This window comes from Streptococcus sp. OH4692_COT-348, assembly GCF_003859975.1.
In the GTDB taxonomy this organism is placed as follows: Bacteria; Bacillota; Bacilli; order Lactobacillales; family Streptococcaceae; genus Streptococcus.
The window spans coordinates 12532-31424 of record NZ_RQZB01000014.1 but is presented as its reverse complement, the minus strand read 5'-3'; the positions used below and the strand labels follow the sequence as shown (position 1 = coordinate 31424).

At 41.7% G+C, this 18893-nt stretch carries 19 protein-coding genes; 8 read left to right on the top strand and 11 right to left on the bottom strand.

Features of this window, described 5'->3' with window-relative positions:
- The first annotated feature begins 90 nt into the window (after nucleotides 1-90).
- On the top strand, nucleotides 91-543 hold the full coding sequence (locus EII37_RS08320; RefSeq protein WP_000079148.1) for a universal stress protein: 453 nt from the start codon (nucleotides 91-93) through the stop codon (nucleotides 541-543).
- A gap of 46 nt (nucleotides 544-589) precedes the next feature.
- On the opposite strand, the gene EII37_RS08315 is transcribed toward EII37_RS08320, so the two are convergent.
- Nucleotides 590-1978 carry a Cof-type HAD-IIB family hydrolase gene (locus EII37_RS08315; protein ID WP_124788240.1) on the bottom strand — a complete coding sequence of 463 codons (1389 nt, stop codon included), beginning with the start codon at nucleotides 1976-1978 and terminating at the stop codon, nucleotides 590-592.
- A 65-nt stretch (nucleotides 1979-2043) separates the two neighbouring features.
- Between EII37_RS08315 and EII37_RS08310 the strand changes: the two genes are divergently transcribed.
- Entirely contained in the window at nucleotides 2044-3006 is a 963-nt protein-coding gene (locus tag EII37_RS08310) for an asparaginase (protein WP_124788239.1), read from the top strand.
- Between the two features lie 53 nt (nucleotides 3007-3059).
- On the opposite strand, the gene ccpA is transcribed toward EII37_RS08310, so the two are convergent.
- Entirely contained in the window at nucleotides 3060-4070 is a 1011-nt protein-coding gene (gene ccpA, locus EII37_RS08305) for a catabolite control protein A (RefSeq protein ID WP_001090628.1), read from the bottom strand.
- Nucleotides 4071-4307: 237 nt separating this feature from the next.
- Here ccpA and EII37_RS08300 point away from each other — a divergent pair, with 237 nt between their 5' ends.
- Nucleotides 4308-4625 (top strand): DUF960 domain-containing protein, encoded by a 318-nt coding sequence (locus tag EII37_RS08300; RefSeq protein WP_000886035.1) that lies wholly within the window; start codon nucleotides 4308-4310, stop codon nucleotides 4623-4625.
- Between the two features lie 159 nt (nucleotides 4626-4784).
- Here EII37_RS08300 and folK read toward each other — a convergent pair whose 3' ends face one another.
- From folK to EII37_RS08270, 6 genes are all read right to left on the bottom strand, one after another.
- Complete coding sequence (gene folK, locus EII37_RS08295) at nucleotides 4785-5597, bottom strand: 2-amino-4-hydroxy-6-hydroxymethyldihydropteridine diphosphokinase (protein WP_124788238.1); 813 nt, start codon at nucleotides 5595-5597, stop codon at nucleotides 4785-4787.
- Nucleotides 5598-5755: 158 nt separating this feature from the next.
- Nucleotides 5756-6310, bottom strand: a complete 555-nt coding sequence (gene folE / locus EII37_RS08290; protein ID WP_000380920.1) for a GTP cyclohydrolase I FolE — start codon at nucleotides 6308-6310, stop codon at nucleotides 5756-5758.
- Nucleotides 6291-7613: a folylpolyglutamate synthase/dihydrofolate synthase family protein gene (locus EII37_RS08285; RefSeq protein WP_061844260.1), complete on the bottom strand. Its 1323-nt coding sequence runs from the start codon at nucleotides 7611-7613 to the stop codon at nucleotides 6291-6293. The genes folE and EII37_RS08285 overlap by 20 nt, the downstream gene beginning before the upstream one ends.
- Nucleotide 7614: 1 nt before the next feature.
- Complete coding sequence (gene folP, locus EII37_RS08280; protein WP_185695987.1) at nucleotides 7615-8589, bottom strand: dihydropteroate synthase; 975 nt, start codon at nucleotides 8587-8589, stop codon at nucleotides 7615-7617.
- A gap of 93 nt (nucleotides 8590-8682) precedes the next feature.
- A complete protein-coding gene (locus EII37_RS08275; RefSeq protein WP_185695984.1) occupies nucleotides 8683-9390 on the bottom strand; it encodes a CPBP family intramembrane glutamic endopeptidase in 708 nt (235 codons plus the stop codon).
- A 57-nt stretch (nucleotides 9391-9447) separates the two neighbouring features.
- Nucleotides 9448-10866: an NCS2 family permease gene (locus EII37_RS08270; RefSeq protein ID WP_124788235.1), complete on the bottom strand. Its 1419-nt coding sequence runs from the start codon at nucleotides 10864-10866 to the stop codon at nucleotides 9448-9450.
- A 189-nt stretch (nucleotides 10867-11055) separates the two neighbouring features.
- On the opposite strand from EII37_RS08270, the gene EII37_RS08265 reads away from it, so the two are divergent.
- The 5 genes from EII37_RS08265 (at nucleotide 11056) to EII37_RS08245 (ending at nucleotide 16160) form a co-directional block, all read left to right on the top strand.
- On the top strand, nucleotides 11056-11868 hold the full coding sequence (locus EII37_RS08265; RefSeq protein WP_124788234.1) for a Cof-type HAD-IIB family hydrolase: 813 nt from the start codon (nucleotides 11056-11058) through the stop codon (nucleotides 11866-11868).
- A 224-nt stretch (nucleotides 11869-12092) separates the two neighbouring features.
- Nucleotides 12093-13112, top strand: a complete 1020-nt coding sequence (gene adhP, locus EII37_RS08260; protein WP_124788233.1) for an alcohol dehydrogenase AdhP — start codon at nucleotides 12093-12095, stop codon at nucleotides 13110-13112.
- A gap of 244 nt (nucleotides 13113-13356) precedes the next feature.
- The gene (locus EII37_RS08255) at nucleotides 13357-14346 is read left to right on the top strand and encodes a PTS sugar transporter subunit IIB (RefSeq protein WP_124788232.1); all 990 of its coding nucleotides are present in this window, start codon (nucleotides 13357-13359) and stop codon (nucleotides 14344-14346) included.
- Between the two features lie 75 nt (nucleotides 14347-14421).
- Complete coding sequence (locus EII37_RS08250) at nucleotides 14422-15234, top strand: PTS mannose/fructose/sorbose transporter subunit IIC (RefSeq protein ID WP_001280317.1); 813 nt, start codon at nucleotides 14422-14424, stop codon at nucleotides 15232-15234.
- A gap of 14 nt (nucleotides 15235-15248) precedes the next feature.
- Nucleotides 15249-16160, top strand: a complete 912-nt coding sequence (locus EII37_RS08245; RefSeq protein ID WP_000818313.1) for a PTS system mannose/fructose/sorbose family transporter subunit IID — start codon at nucleotides 15249-15251, stop codon at nucleotides 16158-16160.
- A gap of 234 nt (nucleotides 16161-16394) precedes the next feature.
- Here the strand turns inward: EII37_RS08245 and EII37_RS08240 are convergent, their stop codons facing one another.
- The 3 genes from EII37_RS08240 to pepC form a co-directional block, all read right to left on the bottom strand.
- The gene (locus EII37_RS08240; RefSeq protein WP_075230488.1) at nucleotides 16395-16790 is read right to left on the bottom strand and encodes a leucine-rich repeat domain-containing protein; all 396 of its coding nucleotides are present in this window, start codon (nucleotides 16788-16790) and stop codon (nucleotides 16395-16397) included.
- A 362-nt stretch (nucleotides 16791-17152) separates the two neighbouring features.
- Nucleotides 17153-17398, bottom strand: a complete 246-nt coding sequence (locus EII37_RS08235) for a hypothetical protein (RefSeq protein ID WP_004238875.1) — start codon at nucleotides 17396-17398, stop codon at nucleotides 17153-17155.
- Nucleotides 17399-17536: 138 nt separating this feature from the next.
- Nucleotides 17537-18871 (bottom strand): aminopeptidase C, encoded by a 1335-nt coding sequence (gene pepC, locus EII37_RS08230; protein WP_124788231.1) that lies wholly within the window; start codon nucleotides 18869-18871, stop codon nucleotides 17537-17539.
- Nucleotides 18872-18893 lie beyond the last annotated feature (22 nt).

Here is an 18893-nt window from a genome sequence, read left to right as displayed (position 1 = left end):
CTAACATTCTTTTAAAAAATATCTTTTTTGCTTTACTTCTATAGTGAAAAGGTTTACAATTATAGTAAGAAAATTTCAGGAGGTTTCATTATGGCACAACGTTACCAAAATATCATGGTCGCAATCGATGGTTCTAAAGAAGCGGACTTGGCTTTTGTCAAGGGAGTTCATTCTGCTCTACGAAACGACGCTAAACTCACCATCGCACATGTCATTGACACACGCGCACTCCAAAGCGTATCCACCTTTGATGCTGAAGTTTACGAAGAACTCCAAGTCGACGCTGAAAGTCTGATGAAAGAGTACGAAAAACGTGCTAAAGATGCTGGTGTAGCAGATGTTCATATCGTCATTGAAATGGGAAATCCAAAGACCCTACTGGCACGTACTATTCCAGATGCTGAGGAAGTGGACCTCATCCTCGTTGGTGCAACTGGTCTCAACGCCTTTGAACGCCTCTTGGTCGGTTCTTCATCTGAATACATTCTCCGCCATGCTAAGGTTGATTTGCTGGTTGTGAGAGAACAAGAAAAAACCTTATAGTCACAAAGAAAAAGGAGCCCAGAGCTCCTTTTTCTTTACTTTTTGTTTACTGTTTATTTCTCTCTTTATGACGTTCATAAGCCTTGAGCTGGCGCTGCAGTTCCTTTTTAATAGCAGGTTCTGGAGCATATTTTTCTTCCCAATCATCTGGTTTTAAGATTTTGTGGGTCACTGGATCAAAATGAGCCTTGCCATCTGGGAAAATTTTCCCCATATTGGCCTGATGGACAATGTCAAAAATACGTTCTGGGTCCACCCCCATCAAGACAAAACTACCGTAGGTGAAGTAAAGCGTATCAATCAAGGCATCCACCTGCCCTATCAAATCTTGCTGAGCAGGCGTCTTCTTAGCTACTTTATCTGCTGCCTTATCAAGGGCTTGATGAAGTTGCGATAGAGCTTGACCAAAATCCTCTTCAGAAGGGCTGGCAGCTCGAACAAACTCCACCAATTCTTCTATTTTAAAGCCAGCCCTGTGGGTTGCACCTTCTAAATCCCAAGCTCGAGGTTCTTCTTGGGTCCGTTCATCCATCATGTGGTGGAAGGTCTTGACCTTATTGAAATGATAGTCACGGCTGACAAAGACTTTTTCTGAGGCCAGAACACCAAAATGTTCCAGAGCCTTGTGGATTCCGTCTTGCTGATTGCTAGTGGTAATGTGCTTGGCAACTTCCTTGACACTGCTACTACCATTTCCCATAGCGACCGACATACCGACACCCGCCAGCATTTCTAGGTCGTTATCTGAGTCACCAAAGGCCATGACTTGGTTGAGATCAAAACCATATTCTTTCCCGACTCGGCGTATGCCTTCCAATTTAGAGTTTCCTTGATTGATGACATCTGCTGCAAAAGGATTGCTACGTGTCAATTTCAAGTCTTCAAAATCAGCTGCCGCCTTCTCAGATTCTTCTGGCGTCATCAACATCAAAACTTGGTAGATAGGCTGATTCATCAGATGAAGCAGGTCTTCTTCCTTTTGGGGAACAACCTTGCTGACCATACAATTAAAGGAATGACTCACCGTACGAGTTAAAACGGAGGGAACGAAGCGACTGATTCGTTGGGAAAAAGAACCCAAACCAAAGGACATGATTTTAGAACCCAACATGGCATCCTTGGTCCCTAGGGCAATCTCCTTGCCCTCTTTTTTAGCATAAGTAATTAGATGGCGCAAATGTAACTTGGAAATTGGGCTCGTGAACAAGACTCTATCTTTAGTAAAGATATACTGGCCATTGTAGGTTACCGCAAAATCCAGATCCAAATCGTCCATCAATTCCTTAACAAAAAAAGGTCCTCGACCTGTCGCTACGCCGACAAGCACCCCTTGTTCTTTGACAATTTTAATCGCGTCCTTAGTGGATTTCAAAACACTCTTGCGATCGTTGACCAAGGTTCCATCGATATCAAAAAAAACAGCTTTGACTTCCATCCTATCCCAATCTCCCCTTTTGTGATACAATGATTATACCACATTTCAGAAAGAGTGAGTAAATCATGCCTAAGAAAATCCTTGTTTTACATACGGGTGGAACTATTTCCATGCAGGCCGATGCTTCTGGCGCTGTTGTGACGAGTTCGGATAATCCCATGAACCATGTATCCAATCCCCTCGAAGGAATCCAAGTCCACTCCTTGGACTTTTTTAACCTGCCAAGCCCCCATATCAAACCCAAACATATGCTGGCCCTCTACCAGAAAATTAAAGAGGAAGCTGCTAACTATGATGGAGTGGTAATCACACACGGGACCGATACTCTAGAGGAAACAGCCTATTTCCTTGATACCATGGAAGTTCCCCATATGCCTATCGTTCTAACAGGTGCCATGCGCAGCTCTAACGAACTCGGTAGTGACGGTGTTTATAATTATCTGAGTGCTTTAAGGGTGGCTAGCGATGACAGGGCTGCTGATAAAGGAGTTTTGGTTGTTATGAACGATGAAATCCACGCTGCCAAGTATGTTACCAAAACACATACGACCAACGTCGGTACCTTCCAGACTCCTACCCACGGTCCCCTTGGTCTGATTATGAAGCAGGAAATCCTCTACTTCAAAACAGCTGAGCCCCGTGTCCGCTTTGACCTTGATCACATACAAGGCTTAGTCCCTATCATCTCTGCTTATGCTGGTATGACAGATGAGCTAATTGATATGCTGGATTTGGAACAATTGGACGGTTTGATTATCCAAGCCTTCGGAGCTGGTAATATTCCCAAAGAAACGGCTCAAAAGTTAAAAAACCTTCTGCAAAAAGGAATCCCAGTCGCCCTGGTTTCACGATGCTTTAACGGTATAGCGGAGCCTGTTTATGCCTACCAAGGTGGGGGCGTGCAGTTGCAAAAATCTGGTGTCTTCTTTGTCAAAGAACTTAACGCCCAAAAAGCCCGCTTGAAACTCCTCATCGCTCTCAATGCCGGACTAACAGGACAGGCTTTGAAGGACTATATGGAAGGCTAAGTCTCTTCTCCAGAAAGCAAAATCAGGAAATCTTCACGATTCCCTGATTTTTTCTATTTACGTTTTCGTGTTGAACGACGTTCTGTCAAACCATGAGGTAAGAGAACTTCACGTTCTTCCAACTCTTCCTTGTGCATAATCTTAGTCAACATACGCATGCTAATAGCACCAAGGTCATAAAGAGGTTGGGCAATAGTTGTCAAGTTTGGACGGGTAAAGCGTGAGACTTGCGAATCATCACTAGTAATAATTTCAAATTCTTCTGGTACTGACACACCCTTATCAGCAAGGCCGTTCAAGACACCTGCTGCCAATTCATCACCTGTTACAACTGCTGCAGTTGCGTTTGATGAAATTAAACGCTCTGCCAAGGCATAGCCATCTTCATAAGTGTATTTAGACTCAAATACCAATCCTTCGCTATAAGAAATACCTGCTTTTTTCAAGGCTTCCTTGTAGCCAACCAAACGAACCTTACCATTGATATCATCCACTAGTGGACCGCTAACGAAAGCAATGCGCTCATTTTCTTTAGCAAGGTAGGTTACTGCATCAATCGTTGCTTGTTTGTAGTCAATATTGACACTTGGAAGCTGATGTTCTACATCCACTGTCCCTGCAAGAACAACTGGTGTTCGAGAACGAGAAAACTCTGAACGAATTTTTTCAGTCAAGTGGTAGCCCATAAAGATGATACCATCCACTTGCTTAGAAAACAGTGTATTAACCACTGAAACTTCCTTGTCATCATCCTCATCACTATTAGCAAGGACGATATTGTACTTGTACATTTCAGCGATATCATCAATCCCTTTAGCAAGCGTTGAAAAATAGCCATTGGTAATATTTGGAATCACGACACCGACAGTGGTTGTCTTTTTACTTGCCAGACCACGCGCCACTGCATTTGGACGGTAATCCAAACGGTCAATCACCTCAAGCACTTTTTTTCGAGTATTCTCTTTTACATTCTTATTGCCATTGACTACACGGCTAACCGTCGCCATTGAAACTCCTGCTTCACGGGCGACATCATAAATCGTTACTGTATCGTCTGTATTCATTCCATTTCCTTTCTATATCATACCTCACGAGACTCCAAAAAAGAGACGGTATGAAAATTTCGTTTTCATGATTCTACTTATTCCATTTTATCACTATTTGTAAACACTTTCAAGCATTTTTTGAAGATTGTTTGAAAAAAATTTCATAGAAAACTATGTTTATGAAGAAAAAATCACCTTTTCTTGATTTTTAATCCTATTTGCTGTATGATAAGGAAAAAGAAAGGAGGCAAAGATATGGCTTTTACCAATACCCACATGCGGTCGGCTAGTTTTGGCATTGTTACCAGCTTGCCTGATGATGTCATTGACTCTTTTTGGTATATTATTGACCACTTCTTAAAAAATGTCTTTGAATTGGAAGAAGAACTCGAGTTTCAATTGCTTAATAACCAAGGAAAAATTACCTTCCATTTTTCAAGTCAACACCTCCCTACAGCTATTGATTTTGACTTTAACCATCCTTTTGACCCTCTTTATCCGCCAAGAGTACTGGTTTTAGATATGGACGGTAGAGAAACTATCCTCCTCCCAGAAGAAAATGACCTATTTTAATACTCAATGAAAATCAAAGAGCAAACTAGGAAGCTAGCCGCAGGCTGCTCAAAACACTGTTTTGAGGTTGCAGATGGAAGCTGACGTGGTTTGAAGAGATTTTCGAAGAGTATAAAAACTCTAGCCTTCAGTTGCAAGTGACTGAAAACTAGAGTTTTTCTATTTTTTCAAAGCATTATACAATTTACGAATAGGTTTCTTTAATGTAGGATGGATAAAATGAGGTGCAATTTCTTGAAGAGATTCAAGGACAAAAAGGCGCTCCGCTATGTAAGGATGAGGCAAGATAAGGTCATCTGTATAAATGACCTGGTCCTCCACAAAGAGCAAGTCCAAATCAATCAAACGAGGTCCCCAAGGTACTTCTCTCACCCGTCCCATCTCTGACTCAATTGCTAACAAGGTCTCTAATAGAACTGGGGCCGGCAACCAGGTTGCAACCTCAACCACTTGATTAGCAAAGCTATCCTGCTCCACACCACCCCAAGGCTCCGTCGTCAAGACACTGGACTCTTTGAGAATATGGATAGCTCGATCTCGCATTTTCTCAATGGCTTGTTTCAGGTTTGCTTGTTTATCTCCCATATTGCTTCCTAGGGCGATAAAGGCTCGTTGCTTGCGGCGATGAATGGTTACCGAGCAAGTATCTAGTGGCAAATGCACTGGCGCCCAAGGTTTTTTCAGTTCCAGCTTTATTTCTTGGACAAGAGGATAGGCCTCAAAAGTACGTTCTAGCAGTTTATAGGCCACCGTTTCAATCAGGTCTTCAGTTGTTTCCTGAAACCAAGTCGTCCACTGCTGACACAGTTCTCCGTAATGGACAGAGGCTGTTAAATCCAAGTCTGTAGCCGCCTTGGTCATATCATAGGATAAGATGGCTGAAACGACAAACTTCTGCCCCAATTCTTTCTCACTGGGAAAAAGACCATGATAGGCAAAAATTTCCAAATCCTTAATCTGCAGTTGATCCATAATGATTCCTTTCTAGAAAAATCCGCCCAAAGCGGATTCTTTTTATACTCAATGAAAATCAAAGTGCAAACTAAGAAGCTAGCCGCAGGCTACTCAAAACACTGTTTTGAGGTTGCAGATGGAAGCTGACGTGGTTTGAATTTGATTTTCGAAGAGTATTATAGTCCCATTAAACGATAAGCCTGATCTCGGAGGTCCTTATCTGTTTCAAATAGACCACGAGCTACTGTCGTCAAGGTTGCAGTGCCTGGTTTTCTGACACCACGCATACTCATACACATATGTTCCGCCTCAATGACAACAAAGGCTCCTTTAGCACCTAGATACTCCATCAAGGCATCGGCCACTTCGATATTCAAACGTTCTTGAATTTGTGGTTTTTTCGAATAAACTTCAACCGTACGGGCTAGCTTAGATAAACCTGCTACACGGCCATCTGGAATATAGGCAATATGCGCTCTACCATAAAATGGCAAGAAGTGGTGTTCACACATGGTATGGAAAAAGATATCCTTTTCTACCACCATATTATCGTCAATAATCTCAAAAGATTTTGACAAATGTTCCTCCGCTGTTTGACCAAGACCTGAAAAAATCTCTTGGTACATACGAGCCACACGAGCAGGTGTTTCCTGCAAGCCCTCGCGGTTAGTGTCCTCTCCTACAGCCTCGATAATCATTTTTACAGCTGCTTCAATCTTTTGTGTATCCATTCTCGTTCTTCCTCTCCATCAGATAGGCTCTCACTTGGCTCAAAAAGTACAAGGAACCTGTGACAATCCTAACTGTTTGTTTCTCTTCTTTTTTATATGTCAATTTCTGCTCTAGAAAATCCTGCCAACCTTGGTAGTTGAGATTTCTAGACTTAGCCGCCTCTTCCAGCATGCTTTCATCAGTCGCCCGACTATCGTCAAAGTGTGTCAGGGTAAGCTCGGTATCTGGCATGGCCCCCAGCAAGTCCAACATATCCTCCAAGGCCTTGGTTTTGATACAAGTAAAGAGGATTTCCTTACGATAATCCGCAAAGCGTTCTTGCAAGGTTGCTATTAAAGCCTTTATGGCATGGGGATTGTGAGCCCCATCCAAAATCATCAATGGATCTCTTGACACAATTTCCAAACGCCCTGGCCAACCTGTTTCTTCCAAGGCCTGAGCAAGCAAGTCATTGCTTGCTAGTTCTCGACCATCTTCTTGACAAAAAGTATCAAGTAAAGCTATGGCCATCCCAGCATTCTCTATCTGGTGCAAACCAAGTAGGCCAGTCTGAAAGCGATCTTGTCTGACAGCACTGGTATAGTCAAAGACTTCACCTGTCACCACACTTTCTTTATGACGAACCTGATAATTTGCCCCGTAGGCAAGTCTCGGTACATCTTTCCCTTCCGCAATGCGGTCAATCACAGCCAAAGCTTCTGGAGCGATACGACCTGTTACCAAGGGAATACCTTGTTTGATAATACCAGCTTTCTGCTCTGCTATGGCTTCTAAAGTGTTACCAAGAAGGGCTACATGGTCCAGTCCAATAGTCGTGATGCCTGTTAGAATAGGCTGGCAGACATTGGTACTATCCAAGAGTCCACCCATGCCCACTTCCATGATAGCCACATCTACTTGCTCTGAGGCAAAGTAGTCATAGGCTATGGCTGTGATAATCTCAAACTCGGTTGTGCCCTGTAAATTAGCGGTCGCTTCTCCCTCAAGCAAAGACTGATAGTCTGCCATGAGAGTTTCGAGTCTAGCCTCGGGAATAGATTCCCCATTGATGCTAATCTGCTCTGTGTAATGAATGAGATAGGGGGAGCTAAAAACACCAACTCTCAGCCCTAGCTTTTCAAGCATACTTTTCAAAAAAGCAATAGTCGAACCCTTGCCATTGGTCCCTCCGATATGGATGACCTTGAGTTTGAGATGGGGATTGTCACGCAAAGCTAACAGTTCCACCATTCGTTCCAAGCCAAAATGCGGTTGATCCGTCCGATAGTGGGCAATCCACTGATTATTTTCAAATTCTTTCATCTTATTTATATTGTTTTAAATCTAGATTTTCCGCTTCATCAGCCAGACGAATAGCGGAGGCAATTTCAACCGCCATCTTGTGACTAGCTACGTCATGCACTCGCACCACTTCTACACCCTGTCTCGCAGCGATACTAGTTACATGAGCCGAAGCCGTGTCCCGATTTCGGAAACCAAGTTCTGTCTCAGGATTGACTTCAAAACCACTTTCTTCAAGGATATTGATGACAAATCGCTTGCGCGACACTCCAAGAAAGATTGGATAACCTTTCTGATGTAGTTTATCCAGGTCCCGTAAAAGGAGCAGATTTTCTTTCTTGGTCAGACCAAAGCCGATTCCCGGATCCAACAGGATATTTTCTTGTGCAATTCCAGCTTGATTTGCTCTCGCTAGTGCTCGTACAAAGAAAGTCTCCATCAAGTCTTCGATTGGCATTTTCTCATAGTCAGCTAACTCTTCCTCTGCAAAAGCTTGTCCAAAACCAAAATGAGGGAAGATGAGCGAGCTAGGGTGTTGAGGCCGAGCCATAACTGGATTAAACATGATGACCACTTTCGCTCCAGCCTTGGCAACCACATGAGCCATTTTTTCATCACCCATGAGACCTGTGATGTCATTGACTAGATTGGCACCAGCAGCCAAAGCAGCCTCTGCCACCTGACTTTTCCAAGTATCGATAGAGATGAGGACATCACTTTCCTTGCGAATCGCTTTAATCACTGGAACAACACGCTGGATTTCCTCTTCTATCTCAACATAGCTACTTCCCGGCCGAGTCGATTCTCCGCCGATATCTAGCATACTAGCCCCTTCTGCTATCAATTTACGAGCCTGCTGGAGTGCCTGCTCAAGAGCAAAAAATTGACCACCATCCGAAAAGGAATCTGGGGTTACATTGATAATTCCGCAAATAGCTGTCTTTGCATGATTGGCTTTAGTTGACATATCGGTCACTCCCTCAAGGCTTTTCATAATATCATTTCTCTATTTTACCATAAAAAGAAAAAGATGGACACGATTGCATTCATCTTTTTCCCAATAGAAACAAGTAAGCAATTGTCAAAAATCTTAAACAGAAATCCCTAATGTCCGACTCATGATCACCACAAGAGCCAACAAACAGAAAGCAACCCCATTAACAATCATGTGAAGCAAGATAGACATTTCCAAACGTTGGGTCTTGTAAGCCGTCCAAGACAGAACGATCGACATACCTCCATAAATCAATAAAGAAGGTAAATTACTTGGTTGATGCAATAAAGCAAAGACAATCGTACCAACTACAAATCCCCAGCTCTCCTTACCTCGGAAAATCTTTTTAGGAATAATTCCACGGCACAAGATTTCCTCACAAATCGGAGCAAGCAAGGCTAGCAAGAAGAAGCTAGAAATCAGAGAACTATTCTGAACCATGTCGTTAATCTGAGACTGATTCCCTGTTGTCGTCTCATTTGACAGTTGTAACAAGATAGAACCAAGTATATTTGAACAGATAATGACTAAATAACTCAAGCCTAAACGTGCCAAATCCTTAGCTCTAAAAAAAGAAAAATTAAAACTTGCTAACTGCGTTTTACGAGCTCCAATAATAAATAGCGCTAAAACCACAATTGAAATACCAGCAACTATCAGCCCTGACTGTAACAGTGGTACTGCATTTAAAGTTAAAATGGAAGTAACTGCCAAAGGAATCTGATATAAAATTGTCGCTAGCAAAAAGACCAAAATCCAACCTGCACGATTCAACAATTCTTTCCACATACTTTTCTCTTCCATCATTCATCTCCTAGACTTTGTATTAAAAAAAGGGGGAAATCCCCCTGGGTAATTCTATTATAGGGCCATGCTGATATAGTTAAGGATAAACAAGGCATCCAAAATCCAAATCATTACATGGACATCTTTAGCTTGACCTTTAACAATCTTAGTCAAAGTGTAAGTCAAGAAACCAACTGCAATCCCTTGAGTGATAGAATAGCTGAATCCCATAAAGATAGATGTGAAGAAAGCAGGAACCGCTTCAGACATATCATCCCAATGAATATTTTTCAAGCTAGCCAACATCATAATCCCAACAATAATTAAGATTGGAGCTGTAGCGGCTGTTGGTACAATCGCTAAAAGTGGGCTAAAGAAACTTGAAATTGCAAAACAGATAGCTACAACCAAGGCTGTCAAACCAGTACGTCCACCTGCACCGATACCCGCAGCAGACTCAACATAAGTCGTTACGTTTGAAGTACCAGCTACTGCACCAATTGTTGTAGCAATTAAATCAGAATAAAGAGCTTTGTCCAATTTAACTGATTCCTTGTTTTCACCTTTAGAAGCAATGATTCCAACTTTTTCACCAGTACCAATTAGAGTACCAATTGTATCGAAAATATCTGTTAACGAGAAGGCCAGAATAGCCATAAGAGTCTCAGGTAAGCGAGCTGTATCTGAAATCAAAGCTCCCAAACCTTCTGAACCAAGAGCTGCACCAAAAACTTTCTTCAAATCTTCTACCGCAGCACCCAAGTGATTATTTGAAAAATCAATGCTAGAAATATTAACTAAACCTACTGCAATTGCAAGAACTGTTGTTGTTAAGATAGAAAGGATAATCCCTCCCTTAATGCCTTTGATGACAAAAAAGATAGTAATGGCAAGTCCTGCAAGAGCTACCAAAACAGCTGGGTTATTAAAGTCAACCAATCCTGGAACCGCTGAAGAGTTTGCTGCAATCGTTGCTTGAGCTTTGTCAGCACCTTCTCCTATAACAGTATAGTTACCTGGATCAATCGTAAATTTCAAAAGTCCAGCATTCTTAATCCCTACGTAGGCAAGGAAGACACCGATACCTGCTGAAATAGCTGAACGAAGAGCAGTAGGAATAGATTCAATAATCATTTTGCGTACATTTGTCAAAGTAATAATCAATGAAATAATACCACAAATGAAGACCATAGCCAAAGCTTCTTGCCAAGAATAACCAAGTCCAAATACGACTGTAAATGTAAAGAAGGCGTTAAGACCCATACCTGGCGCTTGAGCATAAGGTAAGTTAGCATAGAAGGCCATCATCAAGGTACCCGCTACTGCACCAATGATCGTCGCTAGGAAGACACCTTGAGCAGGCATTCCTGTTTGCGAAAGAATTTGTGGGTTTACAAAGAGAATATAACTCATTGCAAAGAAAGTTGTTAAACCAGCGAGAACCTCTGTACGAACGTCTGTACCGTTCTCTTTTAGTTTAAATAATTTGTCCATTATTAATCTCCTTTTAATTTTTACGAACAATAATAGAATTATACCATTTATCATTCACTTTTTCAATATCTTTGTTTGATTTATTTAAGAAATTAATCCAATTTCATTTTTTGTTTGGAATCTGCTTTTCCGCCTGCTTTTTGTTATAATAGTAGACATCTTATCTGAAAAGACACTAGAAAGGTCCCTATGACGAAAAAAATTATTGCAGTTGACCTGGATGGAACCCTTCTCAACTCGGACAGTCAGATTTCTGACTTTACCAAAGAAACTATTAAAAAAGTTGCTGAAAAAGGCCATCAGGTTATTATTACGACAGGTCGCCCTTACCGTATGTCAAAAGATTTTTACCGTGAACTAGGCTTAAACACTCCTATGATTAATTTCAACGGCTCCCTTACTCATTTACCAGACCAAGTTTGGGATTTTGAAAAGTGTTTGACGGTAGACAAAAAATATCTTTTAGACATGGTTCTACGTTCAGAGGACATTCAAGCCGATTTTATCGCTGGAGAATACCGTAAAAAATTCTACATTACAAATCCTAATGAAGAAATTGCCAATCCCAAACTATTTGGTGTAGAAGCTTTCCACCCTGAAGATCAATTTCAGCCTGAGTTGGTAACCAAGGATCCTAACTGCATCCTGTTGCAGACTAGAGCCAGTGACAAATATGCCTTGGCAAAAGAAATGAACGCCTTCTACCAGCATCAACTGTCTATCAATACCTGGGGAGGTCCGCTCAATATCCTTGAATGTACACCCAAAGGAGTCAATAAGGCCTTCGCCTTAGACTACTTGCTCAAGGTAATGAATCGTGACAAAAAGGATTTGATTGCCTTTGGAGATGAACACAATGATACCGAAATGCTAGCTTTTGCTGGGAAGGGCTATGCCATGAAAAATGCGAACCCAGAGCTACTCCCTTATGCAGATGAGCAAATTTCCTTGACCAATGACCAAGATGGGGTTGCAAAAACCCTGCAAGATTTATTCTTATAGTCCATACTGACCAGCTTGCGAGCTGGTCTTTGTGCTCTTTTCACAGTCTCATCAACCAGTTAACCGATTGTTCTACTTTTTGCCTCCAAAACCTTGGAAAAGGCTTTCTTTTGTGATATAATTCACATATAAATACAAGAGAGCTCGTCATACTCGACTCTGTTGACACAAAATCAATCCAGTCCTGTTGTCCCTGTTCTCGGCCAATATCAAGGAGGATAGCTATGAAAGCTGTTGTTGTAAATCCAGAAAGCACTGGTGTTGCTATTGAAGAAAAAGTACTCCGTCCACTTGAAACTGGGGAAGCACTTGTAGAAATTGAATACTGTGGTGTTTGCCACACTGACCTCCATGTTGCCCACGGTGACTTTGGTCAAGTACCAGGACGTGTTTTAGGACATGAAGGTGTTGGTATCGTTAAGGAAATTGCCCCAGATGTTAAAAGCCTTAAAGTCGGCGACCGCGTCAGTGTTGCTTGGTTCTTTGAAGGATGTGGTACTTGCGAATACTGTACAACTGGCCGCGAAACTCTTTGCCGTACAGTAAAAAATGCTGGCTACTCAGTAGATGGTGGTATGGCTGAACAGTGTATCGTAACTGCAGACTATGCTGTCAAAGTTCCTGACGGACTTGATCCAGCCCAAGCTTCTTCTATCACATGTGCTGGTGTAACAACCTATAAAGCTATTAAGGAAGCAAAAGTTGAACCAGGCCAATGGGTTGTTCTTTATGGTGCTGGTGGACTTGGTAACCTAGCCATTCAATATGCTAAAAAAGTATTTAATGCTCATGTCATCGCGGTTGATATCAACAATGACAAACTTGCCCTTGCAAAAGAAGTCGGTGCTGACATCGTTATTAACGGTCTCGAAGTCGAAGATGTGCCAGGACTCATCAAGGAAAAAACTGATGGAGGTGCCCACTCAGCTGTGGTAACTGCTGTATCTAAAGTTGCCTTCAATCAGGCTGTTGACTCAGTTCGTGCTGGTGGACGCGTAGTTGCTGTTGGTCTCCCTTCTGAAATGATGGAACTCAGCATTGTTAAAACAGTCCTCGATGGAATCCAAGTTATCGGTTCTCTTGTTGGAACTCGTAAAGACTTGGAAGAGGCCTTCCAATTCGGTGCAGAAGGTTTGGTAGTTCCAGTTGTCCAAAAACGTCCAGTAGAAGATGCCGTAGCCATTTTCGACGAAATGGAAAAAGGGCAAATCCAAGGACGTATGGTACTCGACTTCACCCACTAATCTAATAGAAACCTATTTTAAAAGTTGGAATGCGCTTCCAACTTTTTTATATTAATTTTTTAAAACGAAAATTATTCTCTTTCAAAAAACATTATTATATCAACATTTTGAAATGTCTGTATTTTATTTTTAAAAAATTTCTATATCAAATAGTTGATTTTTTTATGAAAACGGTTTATACTAATCTAGTCTTAAAGTTTTCTTAAACAATGGGCACAACATTTTATAAGGAGGAATGACAATAATGAGTATCGGAATCATTATTGCGAGCCACGGTGAATTTGCTGCAGGTATTCATCAGTCAGGATCTATGATTTTTGGTGAACAAGAAAAGGTTCAAGTTGTAACCTTTATGCCAAATGAAGGTCCAGATGACCTATATGCTAAATTTAACAACGCTGTGGCTGCATTTGACGCAGAAGATGAGGTGCTAGTTTTGGCTGACCTTTGGAGTGGTTCTCCATTCAACCAAGCTAGTCGCGTGATGGGAGAAAATCCTGATCGTAAGTTTGCCATCATCACAGGACTTAACTTACCGATGTTAATCCAAGCCTATACAGAGCGCCTCATGGACGCTACAGCAGGTGTGGAAAAAGTCGCTGCGAATATCATTAAAGAAGCCAAAGATGGCATCAAGGCTCTTCCAGAAGAGCTTAACCCAGTTGAGGAAGTTGCAACTGCTGCAGCTGCTCCAGTTTCACAAGCTGCTATTCCAGAAGGAACAGTTATCGGTGACGGTAAACTGAAAATCAACCTTGCTCGTCTAGACACTCGTCTCCTTCACGGTCAGGTTGCCACTGCTTGGACTCCAGATTCAAAAGCAGATCGTATCATCGTTGCTTCAGACAACGTTGCAAACGACGAGTTGCGTAAAGAATTGATCAAACAAGCAGCTCCTAATGGAGTAAAAGCCAACGTTGTCCCAATCCAGAAATTGATCGACGTTGCAAAAGACCCACGTTTCGGAGAAACTCATGCCCTTATCTTGTTTGAAACTCCACAAGATGCACTTCGTGCTATCGAAGGTGGCGTGCCAATCAAGACCCTTAACGTTGGTTCTATGGCTCACTCAACAGGTAAGACAATGATTAACAACGTTTTGTCTATGGACAAAGAAGACGTTGCAACCTTTGAAAAAATGCGTGACCTCGGTGTTGAATTTGATGTACGTAAAGTACCAAACGACACGAAAAAAGATTTGTTTGACTTGATTAAGAAAGCAAACGTTCAATAATGTTAATCTGTTTCTATCATTTTTGAAAACAGGATTAAATACTTTATTAAAACTAAATAGAAAAGGAATAAAACCATGTCAGATATTTCAATCATTTCTGCTATCTTGGTTGTAGTTGTTGCCTTCCTTGCAGGTCTTGAAGGTATCCTCGACCAATTCCAATTCCATCAACCAATCGTCGCATGTACCCTTATCGGACTTGCAACTGGTAACCTCGAAGCAGGGGTTATGCTTGGTGGATCTCTTCAAATGATCGCCCTTGGTTGGGCAAACATCGGAGCTGCCGTAGCTCCTGACGCTGCTCTTGCATCTGTTGCTGCAGCAATCATCTTGATCAAAGGTGGTAACTTTACTACTGATGGTATCGCCGTTGCAACGGCAACAGCTATCCCTCTTGCTGTAGCTGGACTTTTCTTGACAATGATTGTTCGTACAATCTCAGTTGCCTTAGTTCACTCAGCTGATGCTGCTGCTAAAGACGGAAACATTGCAGCTGTTGAGCGTGCTCACTTTGTTGCACTTCTTCTTCAAGGTCTTCGTATTGCAATCCCTGCTGCCTTCCTTATCGCTATCCCAGCTTCTGCTGTTCAAGACGCTCTTGGTTTGATGCCAGACTGGTTGAACGGTGGTATGGCTGTCGGTGGTGCTATGGTCGTTGCCGTTGGTTACGCTATGGTTATCAACATGATGGCAACTCGTGAAGTATGGCCATTCTTCGCTATCGGTTTTGCTCTTGCAGCTATCTCTCAATTGACTTTGATTGCCCTTGGTGTCATCGGTGTTGCCCTTGCCTTCATCTACCTTAACCTTACAAAACAAGGTGGAAACGGTGGCGGCGGAGCTGCGACTTCTAACGACCCAATCGGTGATATCCTAGAAGACTACTAGAAAGGGGAACAATCATGGCTGAAAAAATTCAATTATCAAAATCAGATCGTCAAAAAGTTTGGTGGCGTTCACAATTCCTTCAAGGTTCTTGGAACTACGAACGTATGCAAAACTTGGGTTGGGCTTACTCATTAATCCCAGCTATCAAAAAATTATACACTAAAAAAGAAGACCAAGCGGCTGCTCTTGAGCGTCACCTTGAGTTCTTCAACACTCACCCATACGTAGCTGCTCCTATCATGGGGGTTACTCTTGCACTTGAAGAAGAGCGCGCTAACGGTGTAGAAATCGATGACGCGGCTATCCAAGGGGTTAAAATCGGTATGATGGGACCTCTTGCTGGTATCGGTGACCCAGTATTCTGGTTTACAGTTCGTCCTATCCTTGGAGCCCTTGGTGCATCACTTGCTGCATCTGGTAACATTGTTGGTCCCCTTCTCTTCTTCTTTGGATGGAATGCTATCCGTATGGCCTTCCTATGGTATACACAAGAGTTCGGTTACAAAGCTGGATCTGAGATCACTAAAGACATGTCTGGTGGTATCTTGAAAGACATCACTAAAGGTGCTTCTATCCTTGGTATGTTCATCCTTGCCGTTCTTGTACAACGTTGGGTATCCATCAACTTCACTATCAACCTTCCAGGCAAACAATTGTCAGAAGGTGCCTACATCAACTTCCCAGAAGGTCCTGTTACAGGAGCTGAGTTGAAGGGCATTCTTGGTCAAGCGCTTAGTGGTATGAGCCTAGATAGAGTTCAACCACAAACGCTTCAAGGTCAGTTGGACTCATTGATTCCAGGATTGATGGGACTTCTCCTTACTTTCCTTTGCATGTGGTTGCTTAAGAAAAAAGTATCTCCAATCACAATCATCCTTGCCCTCTTTGCAGTTGGTATCGCAGCTCGTTTCTTCGGTATCATGTAATCTTGGTGAGAATGTACAAACAAAAAAAGAATCAGGTTTATCACCTGATTCTTTTGGCTCTTTGTCAAATAGTGTTGATGAAGAACCTAATGAAAAAAGAATCCAACAAAAATTGGACTACCTGTCTCCGGTTGAATACCGAAGACGGTAGCCCTAGGGTGTTTTTATTAAATTCTCACTTTTTGGGGTCAGTCCCTAAGCCTGATAGTAATTTTTTGTTCATACTATTCCCCTTTAGTCATTTACTACTTTAAGTTGCATTGCTTTAGCTACTTCTTCTGCCTTTGATCCCTTAGGTGTATGGATTTCTACATCTGGGTTACAGTTATCCACAAAATAGAAGTATTCTGTAATTTCTGTTACACTTGCTGGAATTGTAATAGATTTAATTGATGATGTCCCCCAAAATACTAATGTTCCAATACTCTTTGTTCCTTCTGGGAATACAACTGATTCTAATGAACTATCAGAGTTGAAAACATCATCTTCTACTGTTTCTATTGACTTACCAAAGTGGACATACTTTAACTTATTGTCAATCGTAAACGCACCTTTTCCAATATATCGTACTGTATCTGGTAAAACGATTGCCTCACAATGTTTCAAGTTCGCAAGACCACGTTCTCCAATTGCGATAACAGGTTTACCTTTAATTTCCTTTGGTACACGAACAACCTTATCGTCAGAAGTACAACTATAGATGACATAACCTTCTCCCCATAAATATACGCATGTTAATATATTAATATATTTAAGGATTTATAACTATAGTTCCTTAATTTTCCCAGTAAAAAAACGAAAGGCACCACAAGTTATTTATGTGTTTTCTTTAAACGATTCATGTACTTCTGTCGCAACTTCTCACCCGCCTTTAATTGCGGTTGCGATAGATTGAGGACCTAAATATGCATCCCCTGTTATTAGTTCATTTCTATTGTATTCTGATGTTGACCGAAAGTCAAATTTTTACCTTTCATCTAGAACACTAAAGTCTACTTTTGTTCAATTGCTGCAACGACAAGGTCACATGGAATAATATGTTCACTACCTGCCACTTCATGCGTTGATCTTCTTCCACTTTCATCTGATTCACCAAGTTCCATTGTAATAACCTTTACACCAGTTACTTTCCCACTCTCATCACGCAATACTTCTTTAATATTCTCTAAGAAATGGAATGTAACACCTTCATTGTGTGCATCTTTGATTTGTAGTGTAGCTTCTAGTATATTGTTCATATGGTCATCATCCTTTTGTTTTAGGTTTCAGCGCTTTTAATATAATGGATGTTGGCCTTTTTGTATACACTAAAATAGGGTTGGTGGAAAATTTCCATCAACCCTAAAAATTATAGAACCGTTCTTTTTATGTCTCATTTATTCAGCCAAGGCACCCATTGGATCCCATGGTGCAAGGACGATTGGTTCTGCTTCATAGGCAGCTTGTTCTTCTGCTGTCAGCAATTCTTTACGAACAACGATTTGATAAGTGTATTCGTCCATCCAAGCGTCTGAGGCAACAAAGTAACCATCTGTACCGACCTTGTCTCCCCATGAGTTTTCAACCTTCCACTTGGTTGACTTGCCATTTTCATCCAAATCAACACCTGTCAAGACCATGGCGTGGGTCATCAAGCTTTCGCTGTAGTCCAAACGTCCAGCCTTGTCTTGATTAAGTTGAATATCCATGCTTGATTCAAAGTCATAAACATCTGTCGCAAGGATTCCAGCTTTTCGGTTGCTAAGCTGACCAACATCAGAACCAAACCAAACAGTCTCACCTGCTTGCATTTGGGCAATCGCTAATTCTTTCAAGCGCTCCATTGGAACGTTGATGTAGCGAACTGCACGACTACCAACCACATTTCCTAACATCTCAACTGTGTAAGATTTGCCATAAGGCTTGTCATCAGTTGGAGCATTGATAACAGAAACATAGTCTTCTAGAGGAAGATTAACATATTTCTTGTAAAATTCCTGTGGTGTAATACCCTTTTCGCTTTGGTAGTTGTTATCCTTATCGCGATAAGCAAAATCAAATTTACGTGGTGGAAGTCCTAGTGACATGGCAAGGAAGTTAAAGATTTCTTGCAAGAGGTCTTCTTTCTTAGCTTGAACAGCCGCTTGGTCTGCGCCAGAAGCAAGCAAGTCACGCAAGATTTGGGCATCTTGGCGAAGCAATTTGTTAAGGATTGCATTTAGCTCACGGCTGCTGCTAGATGAAACTGACTCAGGGTAAACTGACTTGGGAACAACACCGTATTTCTCAAAGAGAGAAACGACCATATCCCATTGACCACCGTCTTGTTGAGGTGTTTGAAGTAGGAATTTAACCTTACGGCTTGTCAAGTCTTGGTCTGCAGTCGCAATAACTTGCTCCAAGAACCAGTTTGATTTCTCATACTTGTCCCAGAAGAAAGTATGGGCCTGTGACAACTCAAAGTTTTCCAGTTTGTATTGAGAGATAAGTTTGTGGCGGAAGGTGTTAAGGGCTGCAAACATCCAGCAACGACCAGATGCTTTCTGGTTAGTAACCTTGTCCTTAGTCAAATCCAATGAGAAAACAGGTGTGTTGTCTACATGGCTTTGGCGACGTTCTAGAGCTGCAAAAATTCCGTTGTGGCTAACAGCATTTTCAATCGCTTGGTATTTGACATTTGCTTCATAGTTGGCAAATAATTTATCAGTAAATGATTCTTGAATCGCGTTCATAGATTCCTCCTTTTATTCTACA

Bases quoted from the DNA above. Each gene is read 5' to 3' on its own strand.
- EII37_RS08270 (WP_124788235.1), bottom strand. From the start codon at position 10,866: ATGGACAAATTATTTAAACTAAAAGAGAACGGTACAGACGTTCGTACA.
- ccpA (WP_001090628.1), bottom strand. From the start codon at position 4,070: ATGAATACAGACGATACAGTAACGATTTATGATGTCGCCCGTGAAGCA.
- EII37_RS08310 (WP_124788239.1), top strand. From the start codon at position 2,044: ATGCCTAAGAAAATCCTTGTTTTACATACGGGTGGAACTATTTCCATG.
- folE (WP_000380920.1), bottom strand. From the start codon at position 6,310: ATGGATACACAAAAGATTGAAGCAGCTGTAAAAATGATTATCGAGGCT.
- folK (WP_124788238.1), bottom strand. From the start codon at position 5,597: ATGGATCAACTGCAGATTAAGGATTTGGAAATTTTTGCCTATCATGGT.
- EII37_RS08255 (WP_124788232.1), top strand. From the start codon at position 13,357: ATGAGTATCGGAATCATTATTGCGAGCCACGGTGAATTTGCTGCAGGT.
- adhP (WP_124788233.1), top strand. From the start codon at position 12,093: ATGAAAGCTGTTGTTGTAAATCCAGAAAGCACTGGTGTTGCTATTGAA.
- pepC (WP_124788231.1), bottom strand. From the start codon at position 18,871: ATGAACGCGATTCAAGAATCATTTACTGATAAATTATTTGCCAACTAT.
- EII37_RS08320 (WP_000079148.1), top strand. From the start codon at position 91: ATGGCACAACGTTACCAAAATATCATGGTCGCAATCGATGGTTCTAAA.
- EII37_RS08235 (WP_004238875.1), bottom strand. From the start codon at position 17,398: ATGAACAATATACTAGAAGCTACACTACAAATCAAAGATGCACACAAT.
- EII37_RS08285 (WP_061844260.1), bottom strand. From the start codon at position 7,613: ATGAAAGAATTTGAAAATAATCAGTGGATTGCCCACTATCGGACGGAT.
- EII37_RS08245 (WP_000818313.1), top strand. From the start codon at position 15,249: ATGGCTGAAAAAATTCAATTATCAAAATCAGATCGTCAAAAAGTTTGG.
- EII37_RS08315 (WP_124788240.1), bottom strand. From the start codon at position 1,978: ATGGAAGTCAAAGCTGTTTTTTTTGATATCGATGGAACCTTGGTCAAC.
- EII37_RS08250 (WP_001280317.1), top strand. From the start codon at position 14,422: ATGTCAGATATTTCAATCATTTCTGCTATCTTGGTTGTAGTTGTTGCC.
- EII37_RS08275 (WP_185695984.1), bottom strand. From the start codon at position 9,390: ATGGAAGAGAAAAGTATGTGGAAAGAATTGTTGAATCGTGCAGGTTGG.
- EII37_RS08265 (WP_124788234.1), top strand. From the start codon at position 11,056: ATGACGAAAAAAATTATTGCAGTTGACCTGGATGGAACCCTTCTCAAC.
- EII37_RS08300 (WP_000886035.1), top strand. From the start codon at position 4,308: ATGGCTTTTACCAATACCCACATGCGGTCGGCTAGTTTTGGCATTGTT.